Source organism: Micromonospora sp. WMMB235, assembly GCF_001855515.1.
Classification (GTDB): Bacteria; Actinomycetota; Actinomycetes; order Mycobacteriales; family Micromonosporaceae; genus Micromonospora; species Micromonospora aurantiaca.
Genome location: NZ_MDRX01000001.1, coordinates 6,706,354 through 6,729,767, shown reverse-complemented (window position 1 = coordinate 6,729,767; position 23,414 = coordinate 6,706,354). Strand labels below are relative to the sequence as shown.

The 23,414-nt window shown below is 66.4% G+C and carries 9 protein-coding genes and 2 pseudogenes; 2 read left to right on the top strand and 9 right to left on the bottom strand.

Translation table 11 applies throughout. The features are described 5' to 3' along the window. Window positions 1-1,077: 1,077 nt before the first annotated feature. On the bottom strand, window positions 1,078-1,953 hold the full coding sequence (locus BFV98_RS29950) for an O-acetyl-ADP-ribose deacetylase (RefSeq protein WP_071098598.1): 876 nt from the start codon (window positions 1,951-1,953) through the stop codon (window positions 1,078-1,080). Between the two features lie 115 nt (window positions 1,954-2,068). Here BFV98_RS29950 and BFV98_RS32835 point away from each other — a divergent pair. Next, window positions 2,069-2,265 (top strand): annotated as a pseudogene (locus BFV98_RS32835) (hypothetical protein). A 398-nt stretch (window positions 2,266-2,663) separates the two neighbouring features. Here the strand turns inward: BFV98_RS32835 and BFV98_RS29945 are convergent. The 7 genes and pseudogenes from BFV98_RS29945 to BFV98_RS31680 all read right to left on the bottom strand — a co-directional run. Beyond that, on the bottom strand, window positions 2,664-4,781 hold the full coding sequence (locus BFV98_RS29945; RefSeq protein ID WP_071098596.1) for a DEAD/DEAH box helicase: 2,118 nt from the start codon (window positions 4,779-4,781) through the stop codon (window positions 2,664-2,666). After that, window positions 4,778-6,085, bottom strand: a complete 1,308-nt coding sequence (brxD, locus tag BFV98_RS29940; RefSeq protein WP_071098594.1) for a BREX system ATP-binding protein BrxD — start codon at window positions 6,083-6,085, stop codon at window positions 4,778-4,780. Before brxD ends, BFV98_RS29945 begins: the two co-directional genes overlap by 4 nt. Further along, window positions 6,082-8,820, bottom strand: coding sequence for a BREX-2 system phosphatase PglZ (gene pglZ / locus BFV98_RS29935; RefSeq protein ID WP_143025378.1), 2,739 nt, complete (start codon window positions 8,818-8,820; stop codon window positions 6,082-6,084). The genes brxD and pglZ overlap by 4 nt, the downstream gene beginning before the upstream one ends. A 20-nt stretch (window positions 8,821-8,840) precedes the next feature. After that, complete coding sequence (locus tag BFV98_RS29930) at window positions 8,841-12,581, bottom strand: DUF6079 family protein (protein WP_071098590.1); 3,741 nt, start codon at window positions 12,579-12,581, stop codon at window positions 8,841-8,843. A 31-nt stretch (window positions 12,582-12,612) separates the two neighbouring features. Beyond that, the gene (gene pglX / locus BFV98_RS31685) at window positions 12,613-16,173 is read right to left on the bottom strand and encodes a BREX-2 system adenine-specific DNA-methyltransferase PglX (RefSeq protein WP_083395339.1); all 3,561 of its coding nucleotides are present in this window, start codon (window positions 16,171-16,173) and stop codon (window positions 12,613-12,615) included. Window positions 16,174-16,175: 2 nt separating this feature from the next. Next, window positions 16,176-20,450, bottom strand: a complete 4,275-nt coding sequence (gene pglW, locus BFV98_RS29915; RefSeq protein ID WP_083395338.1) for a BREX system serine/threonine kinase PglW — start codon at window positions 20,448-20,450, stop codon at window positions 16,176-16,178. 81 nt (window positions 20,451-20,531) lie between these two features. Then, window positions 20,532-20,684, bottom strand: a pseudogene (locus BFV98_RS31680) (transposase family protein); the annotation flags it as partial. Between the two features lie 356 nt (window positions 20,685-21,040). Here BFV98_RS31680 and BFV98_RS29910 point away from each other — a divergent pair. Next, window positions 21,041-22,090, top strand: a complete 1,050-nt coding sequence (locus BFV98_RS29910) for an HNH endonuclease (protein ID WP_176921739.1) — start codon at window positions 21,041-21,043, stop codon at window positions 22,088-22,090. 122 nt (window positions 22,091-22,212) lie between these two features. Here the strand turns inward: BFV98_RS29910 and BFV98_RS31675 are convergent, their stop codons facing one another. Further along, window positions 22,213-23,250: a site-specific integrase gene (locus BFV98_RS31675; RefSeq protein WP_083395337.1), complete on the bottom strand. Its 1,038-nt coding sequence runs from the start codon at window positions 23,248-23,250 to the stop codon at window positions 22,213-22,215. Window positions 23,251-23,414 lie beyond the last annotated feature (164 nt).

Sequence of the window (23,414 nt, the reverse complement as noted above, 5' to 3'; positions counted from 1 at the left end):
AGGCCACTGGATCTTCGCCGCAGGGAGAACGATGTTCACGAGCAGCGGCACGACCCCAGCACCGAGATCCGGACGCCGCACGAAGGGCAGAACACCGTCCCTCGTGTGGCAACCTCGGGTGGCGCTTGTTTTGTCAGGGATGGCGGAGCTCCATCGGATTTCGCCTTACGGGGCGAAGCCGCTTGCTGTAGCGCTTTGCGGGTTTTCGGACCGATTCGCTCTTTCTTGGTCTTAGCGCGGCGCCGTTTGACAGCCAGGCTCTCGGTACCAGGTATCGAGATACCAGGCGGCGGAAGAATGCTCCTCACCAGGTCGGTCGATACATTCGCCCATCCCATGTTGCGGAGGTGACGCGAGATCTCCCAGGTGGCCCACAACGGCCGGCGCGCATGAATATGAAGAACCGCCCGGCGAATTTCCTCGAGAGGAGGGCGAACCTCAACAGGTCTGGGTGTCGCAGCGACCACTATCTCCTTGCGGGGCTTCGGGATGCGCTTGATTCGGGATTGTACCCGGCGTACGGCAAGAGAAATTTCTTTCGATGTCAGGCGAGCCCAACCGTCGCCCTTGCGGTGAAGAATTTTTTGCACGGATTCCTGCGCCTTCGAGCGCAGGATGACGGCAATCTCACTCTCGAGTTCACGAACCGACGGCTTTGGTGCGCGACGGATGCCTGCCGAAGCCGCGGTCGCCTCCGCCTTGCCTCGTCGCCGGGCAGGGGGCTTGGATTTCATAGCCAGGGGTGCGGAAGAGCGATCAGGTGTGGCCAGAGCCCGGTCCAGCCACGTGTCAGGCCCGTGATCGGAAGCTTCGTCGTCAGTCCTGTCATCCGCCGAGGACGAGCCACGACCGAGGTACCAATCGTTGATTGTGCGGCCCCTGACCACCGCGCCCCTTTCGAAGCAGCCATCGGGACTCCAGGATGCCAGCTGTCGCGTGGGAAGTCATCCTGCACGCGGCCGCGTCCACTGCCGTGCGCTGAGGGCAGTCTGTGTAGTGTGGACCAAGCGCCGTCCACGCCGTCCGCTGGCCTACCACAATGCCCGGGCCGTGCCTGGTGCAGGTGGATCGAGTCAGTCAGCCGGGAATGTGTCGGGGTTCGCGTCGCGCGGCGTAGCGGTCGAGCAGGATCGGCACGCCCGTGTGCACCCACCATGGAAAGTGGACGGCGCCGGCAGACATGCCGTGGCCCGGGTCGAACTCGGGGACGTATATCGCTCCGGCGTGGTCGTGCCACGGTGCCGATTCGCGGCTGGTGAGATGTTCGCCGACAACCTGCTCGATGGTGTCCATGATGAGCGTCCGTAAGTCGAACCAGTCGTCTGGCAGCGGCGTGTCGGCGAACCGCGCGCGAAGTTCTCGCCACAGGTAGAAATCGCCGCGCAGCGAGTACTGGATCGGCTCGCGCTCAAACAAGGAGCCGACGCTGTCTGTGTCGACGGACGGCGGACACCGAACCCAGACGGCCGCGCGGGTTCGCTTGTGCATGGCTTCGTCGAATGCGACGAGCCGTACCTCGTCGACGCCCGTCTCGGCGGCCGCGATGGTCTCGATCGCCGCCTCGATGGCATCGGCGTGTGGCCAACCGCGGACGCCGGTGCTGATCAGCGGGAACGCGACGCTGCGCGCGCCCAGTTCGTCGGCGACCTTAAGCGCGCGCCGGTAACACGACTCCAGCAGGGAGCGGTCGCGCTGACCGGCGTGGTAGTTGGGGCCGACGGTGTGGATGACCCACCGGGCGGGCAGGTCGCCTGCTGTTGTCCATCCGGCGTCGCCGGTGGCGAGGCCGTCAGGAAACCGGGCGATGCAGTCACGCAGGATCGCCGGGCCTCCGCTGTGATGGATCGCGCCATCCACACCGCCGCCTCCGCGCATCGCCTTGTTCGCCGCGTTGACGATGGCGTCAACGTCCTGCGTCGTGATGTCCCCGAGAACGGCGGTGATGACTGGCACGGCATCAGTCTGCCCGGAGGCACCGACAGAGCAGCGACCACCCCGGCACAAAGCTTCCCGCTCCTGCCGCTCGCGGTGCAGCCGGACCGCTGACTACGTTTCGCACCGTCAGAGCGTGGAGGTGCTGCTGAGCGGCGGGCCCAATGCGGGCCAGGTGGCGCCCGGCGTGGGGAGACCGCCGTGTGGCAGGCCTGCCTGCACGTGATCAAACCCGCGTACGGCCACCGGCGCGGCCGTGACCCACGCGTCTACCGACACCGCCCTGACTGTTGCCAGCCCTACCCCCGAGGCGCCCAGGACCGCCGCGAATGACCCGGCAGCCCGCCGAGACGAAGCGGCAGCCAAGATCATGGTTGGCTCCCCCGCGCCGCTGCACGCCCACGTCGCCGGCCAGCACTGGGGAACAAGAGGTCGGCTTGGGTGGCCAGCAACGGCGACACGATCAGTGCGGCCCAACCAACCGGGCGCCACGGCGACCGAATAACAATTATTGATGCACCTCCACGAGTGCTTGCACGTGCAGGCCCCCGTCGCTGTCCCTCAGCCGGCGGGCCCGGTCGGTGAGGGTGAGGTGTGCCAGGGTCAGCACGCTGGAGGGCCAGAGCGTCGCGTCGGAGGTCCCCATCGAGCCCGAGACTGGAGAGGCCACACTCGCGAACCTCGTAGCCGAACTCGAACACGTCACACAGCCAGACTGACACACTGCCCGGCTATGCCTGAACGAACCGCGTCGGCTCCTGCAGGACAGCGGTTGCGCCGCCGAGGTCGGCGAGGCGAGACGCCAACGTCGCCAGCGCGAGCCGCTCCGGCAGCGCTTCGCTGAACTTGAGTCCGTCAAGAGCTTTCTTGTTGACTTCGGGCAAGCACAGACGCTGATCTGCGTCGGCGATGAGTGTCCGCCATTCTTCCCGAGTGAGATTCGCCCGTAGGCGGACCTGGCAGTCATCGAAGCGTTGGACCGGGTCGACCACCTCGGTCAACGTGGCCGCCAAGGTGGCGTTCGCGCGGAAACCGGCCCAGGTCCACCACCGCAGGTCGTCGCCGTGCCGATCGCGAAGGATGACGCTGCCACCCGGATGCACCATCGCGGATCGCTCTTCCCGCTCTTGGGCGAGGCGCTTGGCTGCTCGGTGAGTGAGCTTTACCGGGGGGTTGGCGCCGAGAAGCACCTCGCGCATGGCGCGGCTCAGCTCGAATCCGAGGCCTGCCCAGCCCCCGGTCGTCCAGCGAGCCTTTCCGCCGCTCTCGGCGGGTTCGACGAAACAGCGCCGGCGCCGCCAGTCGATGTAGGTGACCCGCCAACTTCGCCCGTTGAGTAGCAGTCGACGGTCGCCCTGCACCTCCTCCGTGAGCAGCGCGGGATCGACGCGGCCCAGCTCATCGCGGCCCACCAGGACGGTGAACTCGGGTGCTCCGACGAATACTGCTGTCATGCCCATGAAGTGTCGGTGCCCGAAGCGCCGTTCAGCTTCGAGACCGATGTAAAGCATGTCGCTGTCGCTGTCGAGGTAGCCCTGATCGATCAGATGGCGAAGGATCGGGGTGGCGCCGCGGCCGAAGGGGTCGAGACCGTTCCACCACTGCGGCCAGTTCTGATCTCCCACTCGGTGTTCTTGCAGGCAGAGCGCGAGCATCTGCTGGGCGACGATGTGCCGTGGCTCTGGCGGGGCGACGACTGGCTCGACCCATCCGCTGCCCCAGAGCACCAGCAGGGCCGCTGCCTCCAGCAGGGCGTCGCCGCTGCGGGTGAGAAAGAGGCAGTTGCGGATGCTGCCAGGCCGCCGACCTGTCCGCCCGAGTCGTTGCAGGAATGAGGCCACGGTCGAGGGGGCGTCGATCTGAATGACACGGTCGAGATCACCGACGTCGATTCCCAGTTCGAGTGTGCTGGTCGAAACAATGACACAGTCGCGTGCCTCGGCGAACGCCTCTTCCGAGCGTCTTCTTTCGTCAGCGGACAGCGAGGCGTGTGACAGGAAGGTGGTGATGCCGCGATCCCGCAGAAGACTGCCAAGCTGTTCTACGGCCTGGCGGGATTCGCAGAAGACCAGCCGTTTCTCACCGGAGTGCAGCCCGGCGAGCACGGTGGCAGCATTCTGCAGGGATCCGACGAAGTCGAGTTCGATTTCGCCCGGCGGAGGTGTCACCGTAGTCGCTGTCGCGGCGACCGGCAGGTCAGGAGCGATGACGCTTCCGGCCCGAACACCCGCGCCGGAGCCCTGCAGCCAGGTCAACAGGCGATCCGGATTGCCCACGGTTGCCGAGAGCCCGATCCGCTGAACGGGACGGCCGATCAGGTGGGTCAGACGTTCCAGGACGGCGAGCAGATGCCAGCCACGGTCGTCGCCGGCAAAAGCGTGCACCTCGTCGACGACCACGGTACGCAGACCGGCGAAGAACGCCCGATGGTCGACGTTACGGCTGACCAGCATCGATTCCAAGGATTCCGGCGTGGTCAGGAGCACGTCTGGGCGGGCAGCCAGGATGGCCCGCCGTCGCGACGCGGTGACGTCGCCATGCCAGAGCGCGGCTCGCCGTCCCAGCCAGTCGGCGTAGCGTTCCCAGCGCGGCAGCAGATTGTTGAGCAGGGCTTTGAGCGGGCAGAGGTACAGCACGGAGGTTCCAGACCAGCCCTCGGCTGCCATCCGGGACAACAGCGGAAACGCTGCCGCTTCGGTTTTGCCCCCAGCGGTCGGGGCGAGAAGGAGCGTGTCCTCGCCAGCCAGAAGCGGCCCCACAGCAGCTTCCTGCAGGGGTCGCAGACCCGGCCATTGCAGGGAGTTGACGATGTGGTGCAGCAGCACGGGATGCAGCAGGTCGGCGGTCACACGTCTAGTTTGATGTCGTCGGCGCTTGCGGCGTTGCGTTCCACGTCGGTCATCTCCGCTGCCGACATTGTCGGCGCGTAGTGCTGCCTCGGGTCGAAGTCCGGGAACTGGTCGACCCGGTCGAGGACATCGCCCACCAGCTTCTTCAGATACAGGCGCGGCACGATGCCGACCTTTCCACCCAGGCCGCCGGCAACGGCACGAGCCAGCTGGTCAAGGTACGCGCCGTCGACCAGAGTCCGTATCCGGTCGGGAGCAGTTGACCCGGCGGCGTAGAGATCCCGAACGCGGCCACCCAGCTCGACCAGGGACCCGATCGTGAAGCCCGGCAGACGGATCTGCACGGCCCTGGGGTTGTCGAATCTGGGATCCGTGCCGAAGTCGACGGCAAGCCGTTGCGCCAGCGGGGCGAGCCGTTGCACGCCCTGCTGCCCGTCGTAGAACGCAGGCGTGCCGGTGATGACGAGATGCAGTCCGGGGAAGCGTCCGGAGTGCACCTCGTCGATCATCTGGCGCAGCGCATTGAGTGCCTTGTCCCGGACGTCGCCACGGACCCTTTGCAGTGTCTCGACCTCATCGAGGACAAGGACCAACCCCGGATGGCCGGCGTCCCGCAGGACGGTGAGCAGCCCCTGGAGGAAGGCCATGGCGCCGAAATGGTCGAGCTCGCCACGGATTCCGGCGGCTCGTTTCGCCGACGCCGCGACCTGTGGCTGTCCGGCCATCCATGCGGCCAGTCCGTCGGCGACGACGGTGTCGCCCGAGCTCAACGCCGCCCGGTAGCCACGCAACGCCAGTGCGAAGAGCGGGGAGTGCTTGCTGACCTGGGCGAGCCGCTGTTCGAGGAGCCGATCCACCGCCGCGCCCACGTCTGCCTCCGCGGCGGGATCAGCTTCGAGCGCATCGGCCTCCAGCGTGAACAGCCAGGAGTCAAGAACAGCGCGGAACGCGCTGGATGGTATCGACGCCGTCCGCATGGACTCGGTGATGCGCCGGTACACGGTCTCCAACCGGTGCAACGGCGTCTGGGTCTCGGAGATCTGTACCTCGGCCGCGGCGAAACCGCGGCGGAGAGCCCGCTCGGCCAAGTGCCGAGTAAAGAAGGTTTTGCCAGCGCCGTATTCGCCCCGCACCGCCTTGAACACGGCGCCGCCAGAACTGACCGTGTCGAGCTCGCCGTCGAGAGCGGCGGCAAATCGGTCGAGGCCGACCGCGAGCAGGTCGAGTCCGCTCTCCGGAACGGTTCCACGGCGAAGCGCATCGATCACCTCGCGTCGGCGCCGCTGGGAGACGTCCAGCGTCACGAGGGCACCTCGAACTGCTCGGACAGGAGCGTGACGTCAAGCGTGACCGTGCCGGTCGCTGGTTCGACGGCCAGAACGGCGTATCCCTCAATGTTGAGCAGTTGCTGAACCTGCGTCAGCGCACCCCGGAGCCGGGTCTGTGCCACTCCTAGGGCTTGGGCTGCGAGGGTTGGTGCCAGCCGGTTGGCAGCTGCCCCCACCAGCGCGTCGATGATGCTCGCAATCTGATCGTCGGTGACGATGAGGCGGCCGTTGATCCTCCGCTGTGCCTTGTAGACCGAGCTGGTCACGATGGCCTGGCCGAGTGTCACCGCCGGTTGCTCGGTGGCCTGTGGGCCCAGGTCGAACAGGGCCGGGCTGTCCTGTCGATCTCCGCGGCTCTTGGTGATCACGGCTTTCGGGGCTGGCGGCTCGGCAGGCAGCCGCGGAGCGGCCGCGGAGGTGAGCCACCAAGTGGGTTCCTGCGGCGGCAGCAAGTCCAGGCCGGCCCGGTTGCGGGTCTCATCAGGTACGAGGACGGCCACCGGGACGACGACCTCCGCTGCGCTCGCTCCCCCGTGGTAGCCGGCCTTCAGGGGTCCGTACCTGAGGGTCTCGTCGACGGCCAGGACGGCTCGGTGGCCGTCGGTGAGGACGCGAGGGCCGCTGACCTCGATCTCGTCGTCCTGGACCGGAGCGGTCGCCGGGCGAGAACGAGCACTGGAAATATTCGGGTACGAGCGTTGTGCGCCTTGGCGGCGTTCGACGATGTGACCGTGGTCGGAGGTCACGACGACCGTCCGCCCTGCGGCTGCAGCCCGAGCGAGAAGCGGTTCAAGATGCTTGACAGCGTCAGCGGTCCAAACCGTTCCCGCAGGGTCGCTGCGGTCGAGTGCGTCGTCGATCGTGTTCAGGACGACGGTCACCAGCGACAGCTCGATGTCATCGATGGCGCTGCCGACGTCCGGGCTGACCGACCAGCCTGCTGCCGTCGTATCCACTGCTTTTTTATGGAAGAGCCGTGCAGTGATCTTTCCGCCTTTGGCGGTGATTTCCGCGTACCCGTGCTGTTCTTCGGACTGCTGCCCGCGGGTTAGGCGGCCGGAGAGCAAAGAGGCACGACTCACCTCGGTGACTGACGGCAACGCCGCGAGCGCTGCAGTCCTCCGGCGGTTGCCGGCTCCTGGCAGGGCAGCCTCGATCCAGCCGAGACGTGTAGTCGCGTCGGACAGGATCTCCGTCGCGACAGCGGCGCTCATACCGTCGAGGACGAGCAGCAGCACGGGGGCCTTGCGGGCGAGCGGGATGACGCAGCCTGGTAGCAATTGCTCTAGGTACCAGATGGTTCCCGAGTCGGCGGGCACGCCGCGGCTGGTAGGGATTGGCGCTGAGGCGAGCGCCCGGGCGAAGCGACGTTCCTGTGCGCGACGTCGCTTCTGCGCGGCCGTGACGACGGCGTGGAGCGCGCTTGACAGGCTCGGATCGTCAACGCCGCCGAACGCGTCGTTGATCGCCGCGTCAGCCCATGCCGCGTTGTCGAGGTACTGGCGCACGAGAGCGCCGAGCGCACGGGCATCCGAGGCAGCGCCGGGCGGAGGATCAACTTCAGAGAGCCACCGGACAAGTCGTACCGCGGCCTCGAAGGGAACGCGAAGTGGCGTTTTCGCTCCGAGCCGGTGCGTCTGAACTGCTGCCCAGGCGGTCTCGACGGTGTTCGTATTGTCGAGATGGCCAGGTGAAGCGATTGCCCGACGCAGGGCGTCGGCAAGCGCGACAAATCGTGCCCGTAATCCGCCGGCGAGAAGGTCTGAGTAGCGGGCCAGCGGCTCGGCCTGGATCTGCGCGAGAATCACGTCGGCCCGGTCGAGGGAGCGCGCAACGTCGTCGTCGGCGCGCCGATCGTGAATCAGGTCGGACAACAGTGTGTCCGCTGCTTGCCCGAGTGCGGCCAACGCGGTCTGCGAAGGGCTGGGATCGCCCCACCGCGGTTCGAGCCGGACCAGAGCAAGTTGGGCCTGATGCGCTGTCGGCGGGTCATATCGGTCAGCGGTCAGCAAGCGAAGGACCAGACCGAGCGGTACGACGTCGGCGAGCTCGCCACGAGACAGCAGCGCACGTATCGGGCCTGCCGCCGAGCCCGCCCGCTGGGCGATCCAGTCAAGCGTGGTGTCGGCGAGCAGGTCTCCGACGCTTCGGCGCAAAGCACCGAGGGAGGCGACGCTCTGCGCAGCGATCGACCAGCGGAGGACGCCGAGGACGTCGGCGGTGTCCGTATCGAAGCCGAGGTGGGTTGCGGCGACGGCACCAAGCGCGTGGGTGCGGGTGAGTACCCCGGCCGGGGCTGCAGGCCAGCCCGCCTGCGGGGTTGCAGCGACCAACGCGGTGGCCAGCTCTCGGTTGTCCGGTCGGCTGGTCAGGGCAGGGTCGATCCCGGTGGCAGCGAATCGAGTCCGCACTGCCTCCCAGGGGTCAGGGCTGCGCAAGCGCTGCCAGATGAAGTGGGCGAGGATACCGGCGCCGAGGTCGGCGTCGTCACGGTCGGTGACGACGACGAGCCAGTCGCCGTCGCGGTGGTCGCCGAGCAGCTCGCGGGCGGCCAGCGCTGACTCGGCCGCTCGGACCCGTACGGTCTGGCCCTGGTGTTGGAGGTCGGCGGTGATGGCGCGGTCGGGGACGCCACGGATGCCGATGACGCCGCTGCCGTAGTTCTTGGCGCGGGCTTCGTCAACGATGGCGAGCACCATCGATGCGCTCACCCGCGTTGTGGCTATGGCGGTCACGGCAGCACTCGCCACGTCACCTCGACGGTGACGTCAGGGTGGTCGTTCAAGAAGGCTTGCAGCTGGTCCATGATGTCTCTGTTTCCCGCTCCGCCTGCCCGGCTGGAACTGCCGGCCTTGGGGCCCGACACCACCGGCGGCTTTGGCGTGGGCGTAGGACCCGCCGGGGGCGCGGTGCTTCCCGCCAACCAGCTGAAGATCCCGTCCTCGCAGGAGGCAAGCGCCCGTCCAATCGGGACTGGCAACTCGTCCTGCTCCAGAGCGGCCCGTAGGCCGTTCACGACGGCAGCAGCATCCGCGGCGCGGCTTCCCTCGCCCTTCATAGCTTCGCGAAGCGGGTCGAGCCGGTGCCAAGGAAACGCAGTGAGTGCCTTGTCAACAGCGTCCGCCGAAGCCAGCGATTTACCCGCGGCGACTGGAGTCGCACCGCCGAGATCCGCCTTCGCCAACACCTGGACGAGCTTGACGCCGTCCAGGTGACGCAGTTGCTGCATCAGCGCGGAACAGGCTTTGGCGGTCCTCAGCCGGCTACCTTCTGCAATCGCCAGACGTCGGTACGCCGCCTCGATCGCTCCCACCAACCCGGGCGCTGTCTTCGATAGTTCCGCTGCCTTGGTGGCGACCTGGCCGACGAAATCAGCCACAGCGGGCGCGGTGAGATACGCCCCGGCTGTGATGCCGAGCATCGCGCCGGCCACGGTTCGCGCCGTCTCCCAATCACCGGCGGACGGCAGTTCCTGGGTGCGCAGCTCCATCACCGGGGTGAGCGAGCCAGGCTCCGGTACGACCGGCAGCGCCGTCCCTTGTTGGAACCAAGCCCGCTGCCGCAGCGCCGCCCACGCGATGACAACCAGGTCGGCGACCTCGTCCCGCAATCCATGGGCGGGCGAGACGTCCCGGATCCAGCGCCGCAGCTCCGCGACGGTCACCGGACCGTCGGCGGGCTTGCCCTGTTCCTGCGCTCGTCGGCCGAGTGCTCGCTCGATCTCCTGACCCCACGGGGTGAACCGATCGTCGCCGAAGAGGTAGTGCATCTCCGTGGCCTTGCCGACGCCGAGCGGCTCCGCGATCCGTCGTACCACGGCGGCGTCGGCCTGAAGCTCGACGCGTTTCTCGCTGTCCGCCGCGCTCTGTGCGACGTACCGAGCAACGGCTTTGAGGTCGCGGACTTTGACCTCGACGTCGCCTGGCTCGAACAGCGGATGCGCGGGGTAGAGAGCCTTGAACGCCTGGTCGAGCAGGTTGTTGAAGGCCTGACCGAGCGTGGCGCCGACCGGATTGACAGGGGCGAAGCGACGCTCGAAGGAGAACAGCGTCCGCTCGTGTGACGCGTCCTCGATGAGGACACCCGGGCGCGGTGACGCGGCGCCGTATGCCTGCTGCACCGCGTCCTCAAGGCTGCGCCGCAGCGTGTTGCGCTGGGACTCCAGGATTGACCGGGCCAGGGCACGGTCGGTCTCGTTGAGGTGGTCGGCGTGCCCCTGCCAGCGCTCGGTGCTGCCGTCGAGCAGCCAGTTGAGGATGACGAGGCGTCGCAGTTCGCGGATCTTGTCGTCCGACAGGAACCGCGGCAGCCACACCACGGTCCGCTCCTGCACACCGCGAGCCACCATCTCGTCCAGCCGTTGCAGGTCCTCGGCCGTCGAGTGGCCCGGGTCGTCGAACGGATGGTCGATGACGATGCGCCAGGTGTCCGGGGCCGCCCGGAAGTGGTCGTCGGACAGCCAGCTGCGGTCGCGAACGTTGCCGAAGAGTACATCGACCTTGCGCTTCGAGCCACGCCAGATGAAGTCGTACGGGTAGGCGCCTTGCAGATCCTGGGACGCCAGCGTAATGCCCAGGCTTTCGCTGACGAGTTCCTTCAACAGTTCACGGCGCCGGCCCTCGTTGTCCTCGGCCTTGGCCCGCTCCACGATCGACTCGTAGTCGACGTCGGACAGCTGCACCCGGATCGTCGGGTTGCGGTCGTCGCCGTCGAGATGGATCTCCGGAATGTCCCGGGCCCAGGTGCGCACCTTGGACAGCACGACAGCCGCCTCACCACCCGGCAGCGGCGACACGATGGAACCGTGGTTGAGCGACGCGAGCCGGGCCGCGGTCAGCGCCATCAGGGCCGGAACCTTCGGGGCGACGGCCGACAACAGGAGGGTCTTGGCCAGCCGATCGTCGGTGCGGAATCCCGGCGGAACCTTTTCGGGCTCCTCGCGCAGGGTCCGCTCGTCGATGCCGTGGATCCCGAGCAGCAAGGGCCGCAGCTTGTCGGTGTAGAGCTTGTTGGCCGACCGGAAGAGAGCAGCCGCCTCGGCGTCCAGCGCCTGCCCGGTCTGCCCCTGCACCACGAGGTCGAAGGAGTCACCGACCGGGATAATCTGGTCGATCGTAAGAGTCTCGCGCCGGTCGACGAGCATCTGCTGCATGACCTTGAGCGCGGTCCGCTCGCGCTGCATGACGCTGGCCAGGCTGCGCAAGGTCGACACCAGGGCCGGAGAGAACGGGTAGGTGAGGCGGAACGCCTTCTCATCGGAGCCCCGATGCCGTTCATCGGTGTTCACGCCGTCGAGCAGCACGTCCCACACCGCCGGCCGGCGGTCGATCGCACCGAACGCGCCCTCGAGCACGGCGGCAGCATCGGCGTCCTTGGGCTGCAGGAGGCGGCGATTGGCCACGTACGGCAGGTTGTCGTCGCCGAGCGGGATGACACCGAACCGGCCTTCCTGGTGGCGGAAGGCGCGGTCGAGCGCGTCCTGCTCCGCGCCGCTGGCGCCCGAGTCGGCGAACCAGCGCCGCAGGTCCATCTGCCGGGCCACAAAGGAGATGAGCGGGATAGGACGACCACCGATGGACGACTCGACCAGCTTGGTGAGCTTCTGCGATTCGCGGCGGAAGAACTCCCGGTCCTGCACCGAGAACGCCAGCCACAGGACCAGCTCGTCGAGGAAGAGAACCACGGCGTCGTAGCCGAGACTCTTGGCGTGCGTCGAGATCGCCGCCAGGCCGGTGTCCAGGTCGACGTACTCCGCCTGCTGCGTGTAGGAGCGGAAGTACGTTTCGACCAGGGCCGAAACCAGCTTCTGCCGGCTGGGGCTCGCGGCCGAGGCCGCACGAGCCTCGGCGTAGCGAACAGCATCCCACTCCCCCGCGCCCAGCACAGCAGCCCAGGGATCGGCCGCGCCGTCGCCCCCTGCTTCGCCGTTGAGGCCGGCGAAGAACTGCTGGTCGCCGAGCTGGGCCCGGTAACGTTCAGCGTCTTCGAGAAGGGCGTCAGACTTGTGTACGGCGGGCAGCGGCGCACCGGGGCGGCGCTCGGCGATCTGGCGGATGTAACCCTGGAAGAGGGCCTCCTCCATCGTCCGCGCCCCGAGCATGTGGAAGGCGAGCGGCAGGATCTTCCGGTCCGCCAGGACGGGATCGTGGCGCGCCACAACGGGCTGAAGCTCAGCCTTGGACCGGGCGGCCGCCTCGTGTTCGAGGAGGGCATGCAGCACGGCCATGAAGTGCGACTTACCCGAACCGAACGAGCCGGTGAGGAACGAGCCGCGGCTCGTGCCGGAGGTGATTCCCTCGGCCACCAGGCCCATAGCCGCGTCAAACGCCTCGACCAGCGCATCGGTGACGACGTATTCATCGACCGTGCGCTGGACCGCGTTGTGCCCGACCGAGTCGGTCAGACGCAGGACGTAGTCCTCCGCGCCGGCACGCTCGGGAATGGTGATGACGTCGCGGAGCGGGGTACTCACGCCTTCTCCTCAAGCTGCATCGTCATGGCTGTCACGACCTCGATCGGCGTCCTCGGCTGGCGGCTGGCGGCCTCCAGGCACCAAGCTGCTCGACCGTCATGCCCACCTGGTGAGCGCGACCGCGCAGTTGCTCCTCCAGGTAGTCGGCCAGGTTGAGCTGGTAGGTGGGGTCAGTCTCGTCGTGCCACTGCCGCACCCAGGGCTGGAGCTCTGCGAGGCCGGCGACCAGGGGGACAAGCTTATCGTCAGCCCAGCCTTCGGCCTCCCGCTCGGCGATCACCGCGTTCAGGGCCAGGGCCTGCTGAGCGTGGTCCCAGCCGGCCCACCCGAGCAACTGGGTGGGGTCGGTCTCTCGCCCAGCGTTCGGGTAGAGGATGAACCGCTCCTTGGGCACGTCGAGCTTGCCCCGGTGCTGCCACCACGACTGCTTCCGGAAGTCTGCGGTTGTGTACTTCGGCGGCACCGGAATCTCGCCGACCTTCTCACCCTTGTCCTCACGGCGCTGCAGATCCCAGGTATGTTCCCACGCTTCGCGCTTACGCAGCCCCGAATCCTTCAGCCGGTACGCGGCCAAGAAGGGCACGCCTTCGGTGTCCAACAGCGTGGAGAGCTGCTGGGTGACCGACCGGTCCTTGCGGCCGTCCCATAGTTGCAGGACGGATACGAGATCGGAGTCCCGGGTCACAATGTCGGCGAGCTGAGCCACCGATCGCGTGGTGGGCCGACCCTGCGCATCAAACCAGTACGAGCGTGCCTCCAGACGGTCGAGCAGCCACGCCCGCAACGCCTTCTCGACCCGCTTCTCCCACGGCTCGCTTGCCCACCGCCGCTTGTACTCAGGACGCTCAAGGAGGTTGATGAATTTGTTCGACTCGATTAGATCAAGCCGCCGCTGCACCACATCCTGATATTTCTGCGGCCAGTGTTCAGGAATGTCAATGATCCTCGCAAACTTGTGATTCCAGTGATCGAACCAGCTAGTCTGCAGCCGATCAGCTACACAGTCGCGTGCCATTACAATGGCGAACGCACGTTCTTCGGGGAGGATTCCAGGTAGATCGTCACCCGAGTAAGTAAGATCATCATTGATGATCCCATAAGCCCGATACATTTCCCAGTCAAGCTCTTCCTGCCGGGAAATCATCCGTCGGCGCGTTTCGCCTTGCAGGAGGCCAATCCTATCTATCTCGCCGGCCGACGGCACAGAACTGGGGGAAAATGCGCGCGAGAATTCAGATTTCGCAGACGTCGATAGCTCATGAATTTCGCGAGCTCTGCGAGTGGAAATCTGAGGCGGAAGTGGAAAATTCAGTAGGATCGTTCCAGCGAACTGAAAACGATGTTCCCATGGTTCGTCTGCTCCAGCAGCCTCGGCCCCAGGTCGCCCCTTGTTGTGACACTTCTGCCTTAGCCAGAAACATGACGATGAAGAATTCATCACCGCGAGCAAAGCGAAGTGATCTTCTTCTGTGGACCCCATCGGCAGCTTCAGTACCGGTGCGGTCCGGTTGAAAACCTTGCCGTCGCTGTCGAGATAGAAGTGGTTATGTGTTGCGACCTCAGCGAAGCCAATAGCATAAGGCGCCGTGTTGCGATCACGCGGAAGTTGGTGCCACTCTAGCCAGTCGCGACCATCGGAGCGATACGTTCCCCCACTGAACGTTCCACGTGCCCAGAGTTCGGTTCGAAGCGGCCAATAGAGGCGGATTCCGTCATTCAGAGCATCTTGGGTCGAGTTGACACCGCTCACGGCGGGAGGAACGAGGGCGCAGTCGTCGAACGAAGCGCCCCAATCGCGAACTGCGTCCCCGCGTGTCGCATCTCTAGTCAGATTGGACGGAACTTTCCACCGATCCATCACGTGGCGGGAGAGGAAGAACGCCTCATCGGCGTGAGAGTCGCCATAGAACCCTATTCGAGTGACGCGACTCCGAGCTGGCACGGAACCTCGCTCCAGGACCTGAAGGAGAGCATCGGTCCCACCGCCAGACAAGCTCCATGGATGCCTGGCTAAAGAACTCCTAGGAATTTCAGCCACCGAAATGTATTCGTTCTCAAATCCGACTATTCCAATGTTATTTGCAATAGATGACCACACAATGCCCCGAGCTGGGTAATCTGGCTGACCGGGCTCAGCCCGGATGCCAAGAACGGCCTTTACCGTACTCTTCTGCGGGGACTGGGGGCGGCCAACGATGATGACGGTCGGAGTTCCGTGGCCCGGTATGTAAGCACCTGAGGTATCAACAATAATCTGGAGGTCTTGGCGGCTAAGAAACTCTTCGACCAATCGCGAACCGAACTTCCGCTTCATGAAAGAATTGGAGGTTATTTGCCCTACCCATCCAGCCGGACGTTCTCTAGCGGGTGGCCTGGCGAGTTGGAAGAATCGCTCCAGAAAGGGAACAGAAAGTGCGTATATCCCCTTACAGGTTGGATACCGGTCCCGGTATGCCGCGTTCAGCTTCCTATCCCTAGCCGGAATGTATGGCGGGTTTCCCACAACGACGTCATATCGATGTGGTTCCAGAATCGAACGTAAGGCCGCCAGGTCTTCCGTTGCGTATGCAAACCCACTCAGGCCAGAGTCATGATCCTCCACCCCGGGAAGGTCTAATGTCAGCTGCGACCGGCCATGGAGCAACGAATCGCCGGATGCAAGGTGGAACTGAAATGCAGGCGCATTTTCCAAAAACCTGAGGTCGGCTGCCTTGAGTGCGGCGACCATGAGCCGGAATCGGGCGATGGCGATAGCGAAGGGGTTAAGGTCCACGCCGTGTATGGCGTCGAGTGCTTTCTGCACCCGTGCCTGCACCTCAATGCCCGGGGCATGCGCGGCCCAGCGTTCGTTGAGTCGGGCGAAGGCGCCGAGGAGGAAGTGGCCCGACCCGCAGGTGGGGTCGATGAGTTTGAAGCCTTCGAGTGGCCGCTCGGCGAGCGCTGGCTCCATAGTCTGGTCGAGAATAAACTTCTCGACGAACTCGGGCGTCTGGAGCAGCGCGAACGTATCCTTGGCGTAGTCGGAGAGGTCCTGGTAGAGGTCACCGAGGAATCGGGTCGACAGATCAGGATCGGCGAGGTCCCAGACGAGGTCGCCGTCGGCGGTGCGTTCACGCCAGAAGGCGATGAGCCGCTTGGCGGCCTGACCCGACGGAGAGACCGTCCAGAGCGGCGAATGCGACTCGACCAGATCCCGGGTCGCCTTCGTGTTCCGCAGGTATTCGACCGCCTGGAGCACCCACTCGCGGTCGGTGTCTTCGGGATGGGTGCGGAAGTAGGAGAGTTCCGCGTCCAGCGCCTCCTGCCGGCGGTCGGCGGGTCCGGCGATCCAGACCGGCTTGAGCAGGCGGTTGTCCTCGCAGAATCGTACGAAGACCGTGGTCAGCACCCACGCGACCGCGGCCTGCGTCACCCGGTCGTCGCGCCATTCCTGCCACGACATGGCCGTCCGCTCGCGGCTTTCTGCGGCCTTGTGCTCCTGCTTCCACATTGTTAGGATGTCGGGCTGCGAGGCGACACGGTCGCGAAGGTCCTCCTCCAGATCGAGGGCCACCTTCTTGAGCGCTGCCGTCAACCCCGTTGAGACCGCCATTGCTACTGCTCCTTCTGGGCGGCTGCGCTCAGAGCAGCCGTGCTGTCGATCCACTCGTTGTCGAGGTTGACAAACTGGTTGGGCGCGGCGAGCGGAACCGGCCGGCCGTCAATCACAGGACCGTGGTTGCCGTTGAGCTGCGGCACGAGCAGCCAGACCGCACGGCGGCGCGGGGCGGCCAGGTCGGTCCAGCGGGTGAGCAGTGCCATGTTGTCATAGCGGGCGAGCGGCGACGCGTCCGTGAGCAGCACCGGCGAGTCCGCGCTCCCGTCGGCAAGGGCTCGCCCGACGGCCGCCTCGACCTCTGGCCAGGACCGGCGGACCAGCTCCTCCAGACCGCGACGGGGACGGCTTGACTCGCGTTCGGCGTCCGCGGCGCGTACCAGATCCCAAGGCATGTTGGCAGCCGCGGACACCGACCGCAGCGCCTCCAGCAACGCGCCCGTCAGGTCGACCATGGTAGCGCCGTAGCGGGCCCGGGCAGCATCGATCAACCGGCTCAGGCGGTCGGCCCGGGTGCCGAGCGCGAGGAACGACCGGCTGCCGATAGACGTTTCCAGCCTCGCTCCCAACGCGCCGGTCGTGCCGACGGGAGATGTCGTCACCGCGAGGCTGGTCGCCGACCGGGACTCCAGCCCCGTTGTGGCCTTGCCGGTCTGCAGGGCCCGATAGACGCGCAGCCGGTCGTCGAAGGTCAGGCCGAGACCCGCGTCCGTGATCAGGCTGTCGAGCGCCGGCCGCTGCGGCAGCGCCGGCACCGCGGGGAACCGGACCCGTACGCGTTCGCGGATTTCGTCCGGGGTGAGCTGCTGCCCGCCGAAGTCCGCGAAAGTCTGAGCCAGGGCCGCCACCGCGGTGAGTCCGCGGTGGTGCAGGTCGCCGGCACCGGTGGCAGCCGCGTGCGTCGACGCGGCTGCGGCCAGAGTCACGCGGCGTAGAGGATCGGCGAGGGCCGCCGGCCAGCTGCTCTCCACGGGAACGGCCGCTTCGAGGCGGGCTTGCACACGCTGAGCCGGAATGATCGCGTTCGCGGCGTCACCGGTGGCACCGACAAGGCGGTCCGCCTCCGCTGCCAGCGATTCGGCGACGTCACATAGCGTCTGATCCTCGGCCAGGAGCGTGACGACGCCGGCACGTCGGCGAACCCAGACCGGCAGCTGCGAGCCGTCGGCCTTGTTCATCGCTTTGCGCCGTTCCAGGGCGAAGCGGAGCAGGCCACGTGCCAACCGTTGGTCCACATGGGGCTCGGGTGCGAGCGTTTCGAGCATCGTACGGGTCAGTTCGGCGACCGTCGCGACGGAGCCGAGCTCGGTGAGGCGGGTAGAGACTGCCTCCGCCAGCCGGTCAAGGAGGGCCCGCGCGTGATCGTCCCCCGCCCACCGCTCCTGCAGGGTTCCGAGCAGTGTCGTGATACGCGACGGCTGCACCGGCTCGTCCAGGTTCGCCCCGAGCTGGGCGTGCGTGGCGAAGGCGTCGAGCGCTGTGTCGAACCCCAGGACCAGCCGGACGACTCCGCCGCGTGACGGTGAACGCGGTGTGGCGACGACACGCAGCAACAAATCGGCGGCGGCCGTGGGAGTGAGCGCCGGACCGCTTCGGTCGGTCGTACGGACTTCGGAACCGAGCCGGGCGCGCCACTCCTTGATGCGTGACGTGATCTGCAAGCGAGTCGAGTTCGCAACCCCCTGCAGCCGGGACAGCCTGACCGGGTCGACGGTCAGCAGCTCGCCGACGGTCTCGACGGCGTAGGGCTCCAGCGCCGACAGGGCCCGGCCGGTCAGCCCGGAGTCACGCAACGGCGTGGTCAGAGCGGCCTTGGCAGCAAGTTCGTCGTACGACTCGCCGGGCTCGGTGGTGTCGTCCTTCGCGAAGATCGTCAGCCACGCGGTGCGCATGGCCTCGGCGGTGTGATGCCGGGCGCCGGCGTCGCTGGCCAATGCCTTGCGGAAGAAGTCGACCAGATCGCCGGCCAACGTCTGGTCGAACATTTCCGGCCTGATGGTGGCCTCGTCCCGGGTGCTTCCCGGGTCGCCCTTGCCGTCTCCGTAGACCGGGACGCTGCCGGTCGCCATCTCGAAGAGAACCACGGCTGCGGCATAGCGTTCCGCCGCCGAGTCGTATCGATCCCGGGCGCCGGTCAGGAACGGGTCGAGGTACGGCGGGGTCCCGGCCTGCGTGGCGGAGGCTGCAGCGCGGGTCAGGGAGAAGTCGAAGAGGATCAGGTGCTTGGTGCGGTCGCCGCGGCTCTCCCGTACGCCCAGGTTGGACGGCTTGATGTCACGGTGATCAATCCCGGCCTTGTCCAACGCAACGAGGCAGTCGAGAAGGTCCTTTCCATACCGGTCAAGCAGGTCGTACGACAGCCGGGTACGCGCCCGCAGAGCGCTGGTCAAAGTTTCAGCTCCCGCGCTTTCGAGCAGCAGCGCCCGCCGGCCACCAACGACCACGTGCGGATCGAGAACCTTCACGATACGGGGGTGGTCGAGCCGCTTGAGCGCCTCCGCCTCATCGTCGAGACGCGTCGCGGCCGTATCGTTGAGGGCCACCTTGAGGACGCACTCGGGGTCTCCTTCGGCGAGCAGGTCCTGCACGAGCAGGCCCACGGCCGTCGAGCCCTGCCCGAGCCGCCGGATCAAGCGGAACCTTCCGTCGAGAACGGTGCCGGGTGCCGCCTCGAGCGGGTCGGTCTCCTCGTTCGCGGTGGCGGCGTCGCGCTCGGCCGCGCCGAGCTGCGACAGGAAGGTCGTGACGTCGGCCGTCCGCCGGCTGGGTGCCGGATCGGTCGCTTTGAGGACGAGCGAGCGCAGCGTCGACGGGATCTGCGGCAGCTCGATCGCCAAGTCGAGGCCTTGCTGGTCGCGCAGGCGCTGCTTCAGGGCACTCCGGCTCGGTGCCGGCGATCGCCCGGTGAGCAGATAGAAGGCCAGGCTGCCCAGACCGAACACATCTAGCCGAATGCGGTCGGCGTCCGCGCTCCAGGCCCCCTCGGGCGCGGTGAACACCTCGGCCGCCCCTGATCCGTGATCGTCCAGGGACACGTCGACCAGCGAGGTCACGCCATGAACCGTGCCGATGGTGGCTGAGACGTTCTGGAGACTTCCGGAGCCCTGCCAGTCACCGACCCGAACTTTGACGTCACCCTGGGTGCCGGGGACCGGACGCACCCACACCGCGGGCGGAATCAGCCCGCGGTGCACGACCCGATTGTTGTGGGCGTACTGCAAAGCCTCACCGATCTGGCGGATCATCGACAGCTGCGTCGCCAGCGGTACGCCCTGTTCCTGGCCGGCGAGCCACAGGTCGAGACGTTGCCATTGCTGGTCGTACGGGTAGACAAGCCCGATGCCAAGTTCGGATTCGACCAGGTCGCGAGGGCGCAGCAGCCCGTCGTGCTGCAGCCGCGACATGATGCGGAACTCGTGCTCCGCGATCTGACGGGCCGCGGCTCGCTCCGGTTGACTCGCTGTCGGCGGCAGCACCCGGAAACGGATCCGGGCACGGTCCTGCTGGACCACCCGGTGATAGGCGAGCCAGTCCTGCCAGCCTTCGTCGGAGTCGATGGCCTGGTCCTCGATGACCCACGAGCCCGCCTCGCGTTCGCGGCGCTGCACGAGGCCGATGCGTTCCAGCAGCTTGACCAGGATGTGTTCCTGGTTCGGGCCGATCGCCCGCCGCCCTGCAGGTTCGAGCACGAGTTCGGAGATGCCGGTGAGGTGGCTCTGCGAGACGCGGTCGTCGAGGCCATAGAGGTTGATCGCACTTGCCGGGCTGAGAACGCAGCGCAGGTCGGGGTGGTGCAGGAAGACGGCCTCCTGGACGAACGGAATAACGTCCCGCTCGTCGGAGATCTGAACGTTCTGCTCCTGCGCCCACAGCCGCAGCTCGTCTCTCAACTTGCTCGCGAAATACTGCGCTTTACGCCGCGTCAGCTTGAGCGGGGAATCTTCCGGCCGCCGACCGTCACGGGCCCAGCGCTGATCGTCACCCCGGAGTGTGCCGGAGTAGTACTTGAGCTCGATGAGGTGCAGCTGCTTACGACCGAGAAGAAGCAGATCGACCTCGTGCCATCGGCCCCGCGAATCGCGGAACTCGAAGTTCGACCAGGCGCGAAACGGCGTCTCGTCGGGCATGATCGCCCGGACCAGGGCCAGTCCCTCGGCTTCGTGAGGAAACTGCGAGGGCGAGACGTCGACCCACCGGTCCTGCCCAGCCTCTGCCACTGTTCCGCCCTCCGCGCCGCGCCCGGTTCGTCCCCACCGCTCCGGCCGCAGCAGCATATCCGGTCAGTAGCCGACGGTCGTCGTCTCATTCGGCAGGACTCACCGAGCGTTGGGTCAACGCTGATGAGTGCGGCTACCTCACCACCAGGACAAGGGACGGCCCAGCGCGGTCGCGGCCGGGACGTCAGCGACCCACTCAGCGATCGCGGCGTACGAGCGGTAGCCGGCCACTACGGCACACATGGCAGCAGTGACGACGACCGTCAGCTGGTACCGCACCCCGCGACGGGCGCGGGGATCGGCAGATCGTTGTCACCCTCCGTTTCCAGCACTGATCAGAAGGTAGCCGTCGCGCGAGCCGGTGCATAGTCCAACGGCCTGCCGGGCCGCTGCGGCCATCGACATGTTCCGTGGTCCGAACGACGACCATGCGGCCGATGGGTTGAACTGTGGGAGCCGGCGCACCACGGCATTCATCGTTTCCGCGGGTGCCTCGTAGCCGTCAATTCGGCGGCAGACGGCGTGCCTGTGCCTGCTGACGGTCTTGCCGCAGCCGTGGACCAGCTCCCGCTGCTTAGGGTTCGCGGCAGCGGGAGTGTCGTACCGGCCCGTTACAGTCAGGCCCGACCTTGAGGAGGTGGATCCGGTTGGCGAGCCGCGGAGCGATACCGGACCGCGAAGTCAAACGCCTCTATGCGGTCAGTGGAAACCTCTGCGCCTTCACCGGCTGTGAACAGCGGCTGTGCGAGCCGGGCGATTCGGGAGAGCCCGGAGTGGTCACCGGCGAGATGGCGCACATCGTCGCCGCGAGCAGGCAGGGACCGCGCGGGCGCGGGGTGCTCACCGACGACGAGCGGAACAGCGCCGAAAACCTGATCTTGCTGTGCGAACGGCACCACAAGATCGTCGACCGTAGGCCGCGCACCTACACGGTCGATGTGCTGACAGAAATGAAGCGCCGACACGAGGCGCCGTTCCTCGCCGCGCCAGCTGAAGCCACCGCAGCCCCCGTTGTGTCCGAGACGTTGCTGTCGAGCCTGCTGGTCGTCTCGGAGTTGCCGCAGCAGATCCGGTCAGCGCCGTACGTGGCCGCCAGCCCGAAGGAGGTGGCCGCCACGGTCCGCTGGGATGCCGACGAGGGCCCGGTCGCGTTTATCACCCGTGAGCGGCGCTTGTTTGCCTTCCACGATCTGCGGTCGGCGTCGGGTCCGTTCGCCCGCTCAGTCGACCGGGGCGCGGTTGAGTCACTAACAGCCCGGGACCTGTGCAGCACATCAGACGGGCAGCGCTGGTACGTGGAGCTGCTCAACCGGACGCTGTCATGGCATCTGCGCAGCCTCGGGATGCGGTTCGACCAGGGGCACAACCGGTACTACTTCACTCTGCGCGAGGATGGGTCGAGTCCGCGTATGGACTACCGGTCCAAAACCGGCCGGGCGATGTCCCGAGACGTGGTCCGCCCTAACGAGCGGAGCGCGCTCGAGGATCATCATGAGTGCCGACGGGCATGGCGGGGACCATGCCGGCGCTCGTTGCTCGCTGAGATCGCGGAGGTGGCCGGGCTGAGCGAGCCGTTCGGCGATGCTTTCGCCGGCCTGCGGCGGCGGCCGGCACGATCCGGGCCAGGTCGCGGTGGACCTGGCGGTGATGGGCGCCGATGGTGGTGGGGCGATCTCGGACCTGGCCGTGCTGAGTGACCACCAGGCAGGCCTTAACGAAGGGGTCCGGGTTAACCTGCCTTCAGGCACACAAATGCCGACCCTGATGCAAACAGAAGTCGATAAAGCCTCTGCCGGCGACTTACCGAAGCACCCGGGGCTTACTCCTCGGCAAGGAGCGGATGCGGCTCGCCCGAAAGCGCGGATAGCGCCCGAGCAACATCGTAGATATCTGCCTTGACGTAGGTACTTGTCACACCGGCGTCCGAACGACCGGTATGGCCGGCGTATGCTCTTGCGATGGCGTATCCAAAGTTCCGTTCAACCCAGGTCAACGTGGTATGCCGTAGCCAATGTGTCGATACCTGCTGGGCTTGGACCCAAGGGAGGCGACGCCCCAATCGCTGCCAGAGATGATCGTAGCGACGGCTCGTCAACGGAGCGCCCGACCGGTATCTGAGTAGTTGCGTATCGCCGCCGTTGTTCCCGCGCTCTTCGTAGTGCCGGACAAGCATACGCAGCATAGAAGGCGAGACGGGCTGCCAGCGAACTGTCCCGCCCTTCTCTGTGAGCCGAATGCAGCAGTTATCGAGGTCCAGGTCCGCCCGGTCCAGACCGAGCGCTCCACCCCGCCGGCAGGCTGTTTCGATGTGAAGCCGCAGAATCAGGGAGTCTAGGTGCGGATCATTTCCCGTACTCCCTGCGTGTTCCACAATCTGCGCAAGCTGACGTTCCGTCAGGGCGTGTCGATTACTCGGCAGCCTTCGGGGCTTCGCCACCCGTCGAGCTGGATCTTCCGCGTCGGCAATCAAGCCGTCGGCGACCGCGAATGCATAGAGGCAGCGAAGGGCGGAGACCGTGTGCTCAGCCGCTGATCGACCCCCGCGTGAGTTACTCCGCACGACCGCACTCGCGCGGATCTGCTCGACAAGCGCCGAGATTTCGGATGGTGTCGGGTCGTTCAGCTTGCGCTCGCCCCAGCACTGGTCGATTCGCTTCCAGTAGCTCTCATAAATCCGGCGGGAGCCTGGAGCAACGGCCACCGATACGCGCTGGATGTAGTCGCGAAAGGTCGGGACTTCCGGCGCTTCGCCGATTGCCGACGGTCCAGGTGACCTTTCGTTGGGGATCCGCGCAAGAATCGACCGCAGGGCGGCTACCTCTTGGTTGGTTAGTCCATTCGGCAACAGGCCGGTCATGTAACACCACCTGAGTCACTGCGAATGAAAGCTGCGAGCGCAGACTCCACAAGGTCCATGGTGCAAAGGATGACCGCTCCTTCCTTCCTCCGCGCCACCACCAAGAGTCGTTCACCGCCGCACAGGTCGGCCGAATGCCTGATAGGAGAGAGTACGCGGAGGTG

Excerpts from the sequence above, each read along its gene's own strand:
- pglW (WP_083395338.1), bottom strand. The coding sequence starts at position 20,450 with ATGCTGCTGCGGCCGGAGCGGTGGGGACGAACCGGGCGCGGCGCGGAG.
- BFV98_RS31675 (WP_083395337.1), bottom strand. The coding sequence starts at position 23,250 with ATGACCGGCCTGTTGCCGAATGGACTAACCAACCAAGAGGTAGCCGCC.
- pglX (WP_083395339.1), bottom strand. The coding sequence starts at position 16,173 with ATGGCGGTCTCAACGGGGTTGACGGCAGCGCTCAAGAAGGTGGCCCTC.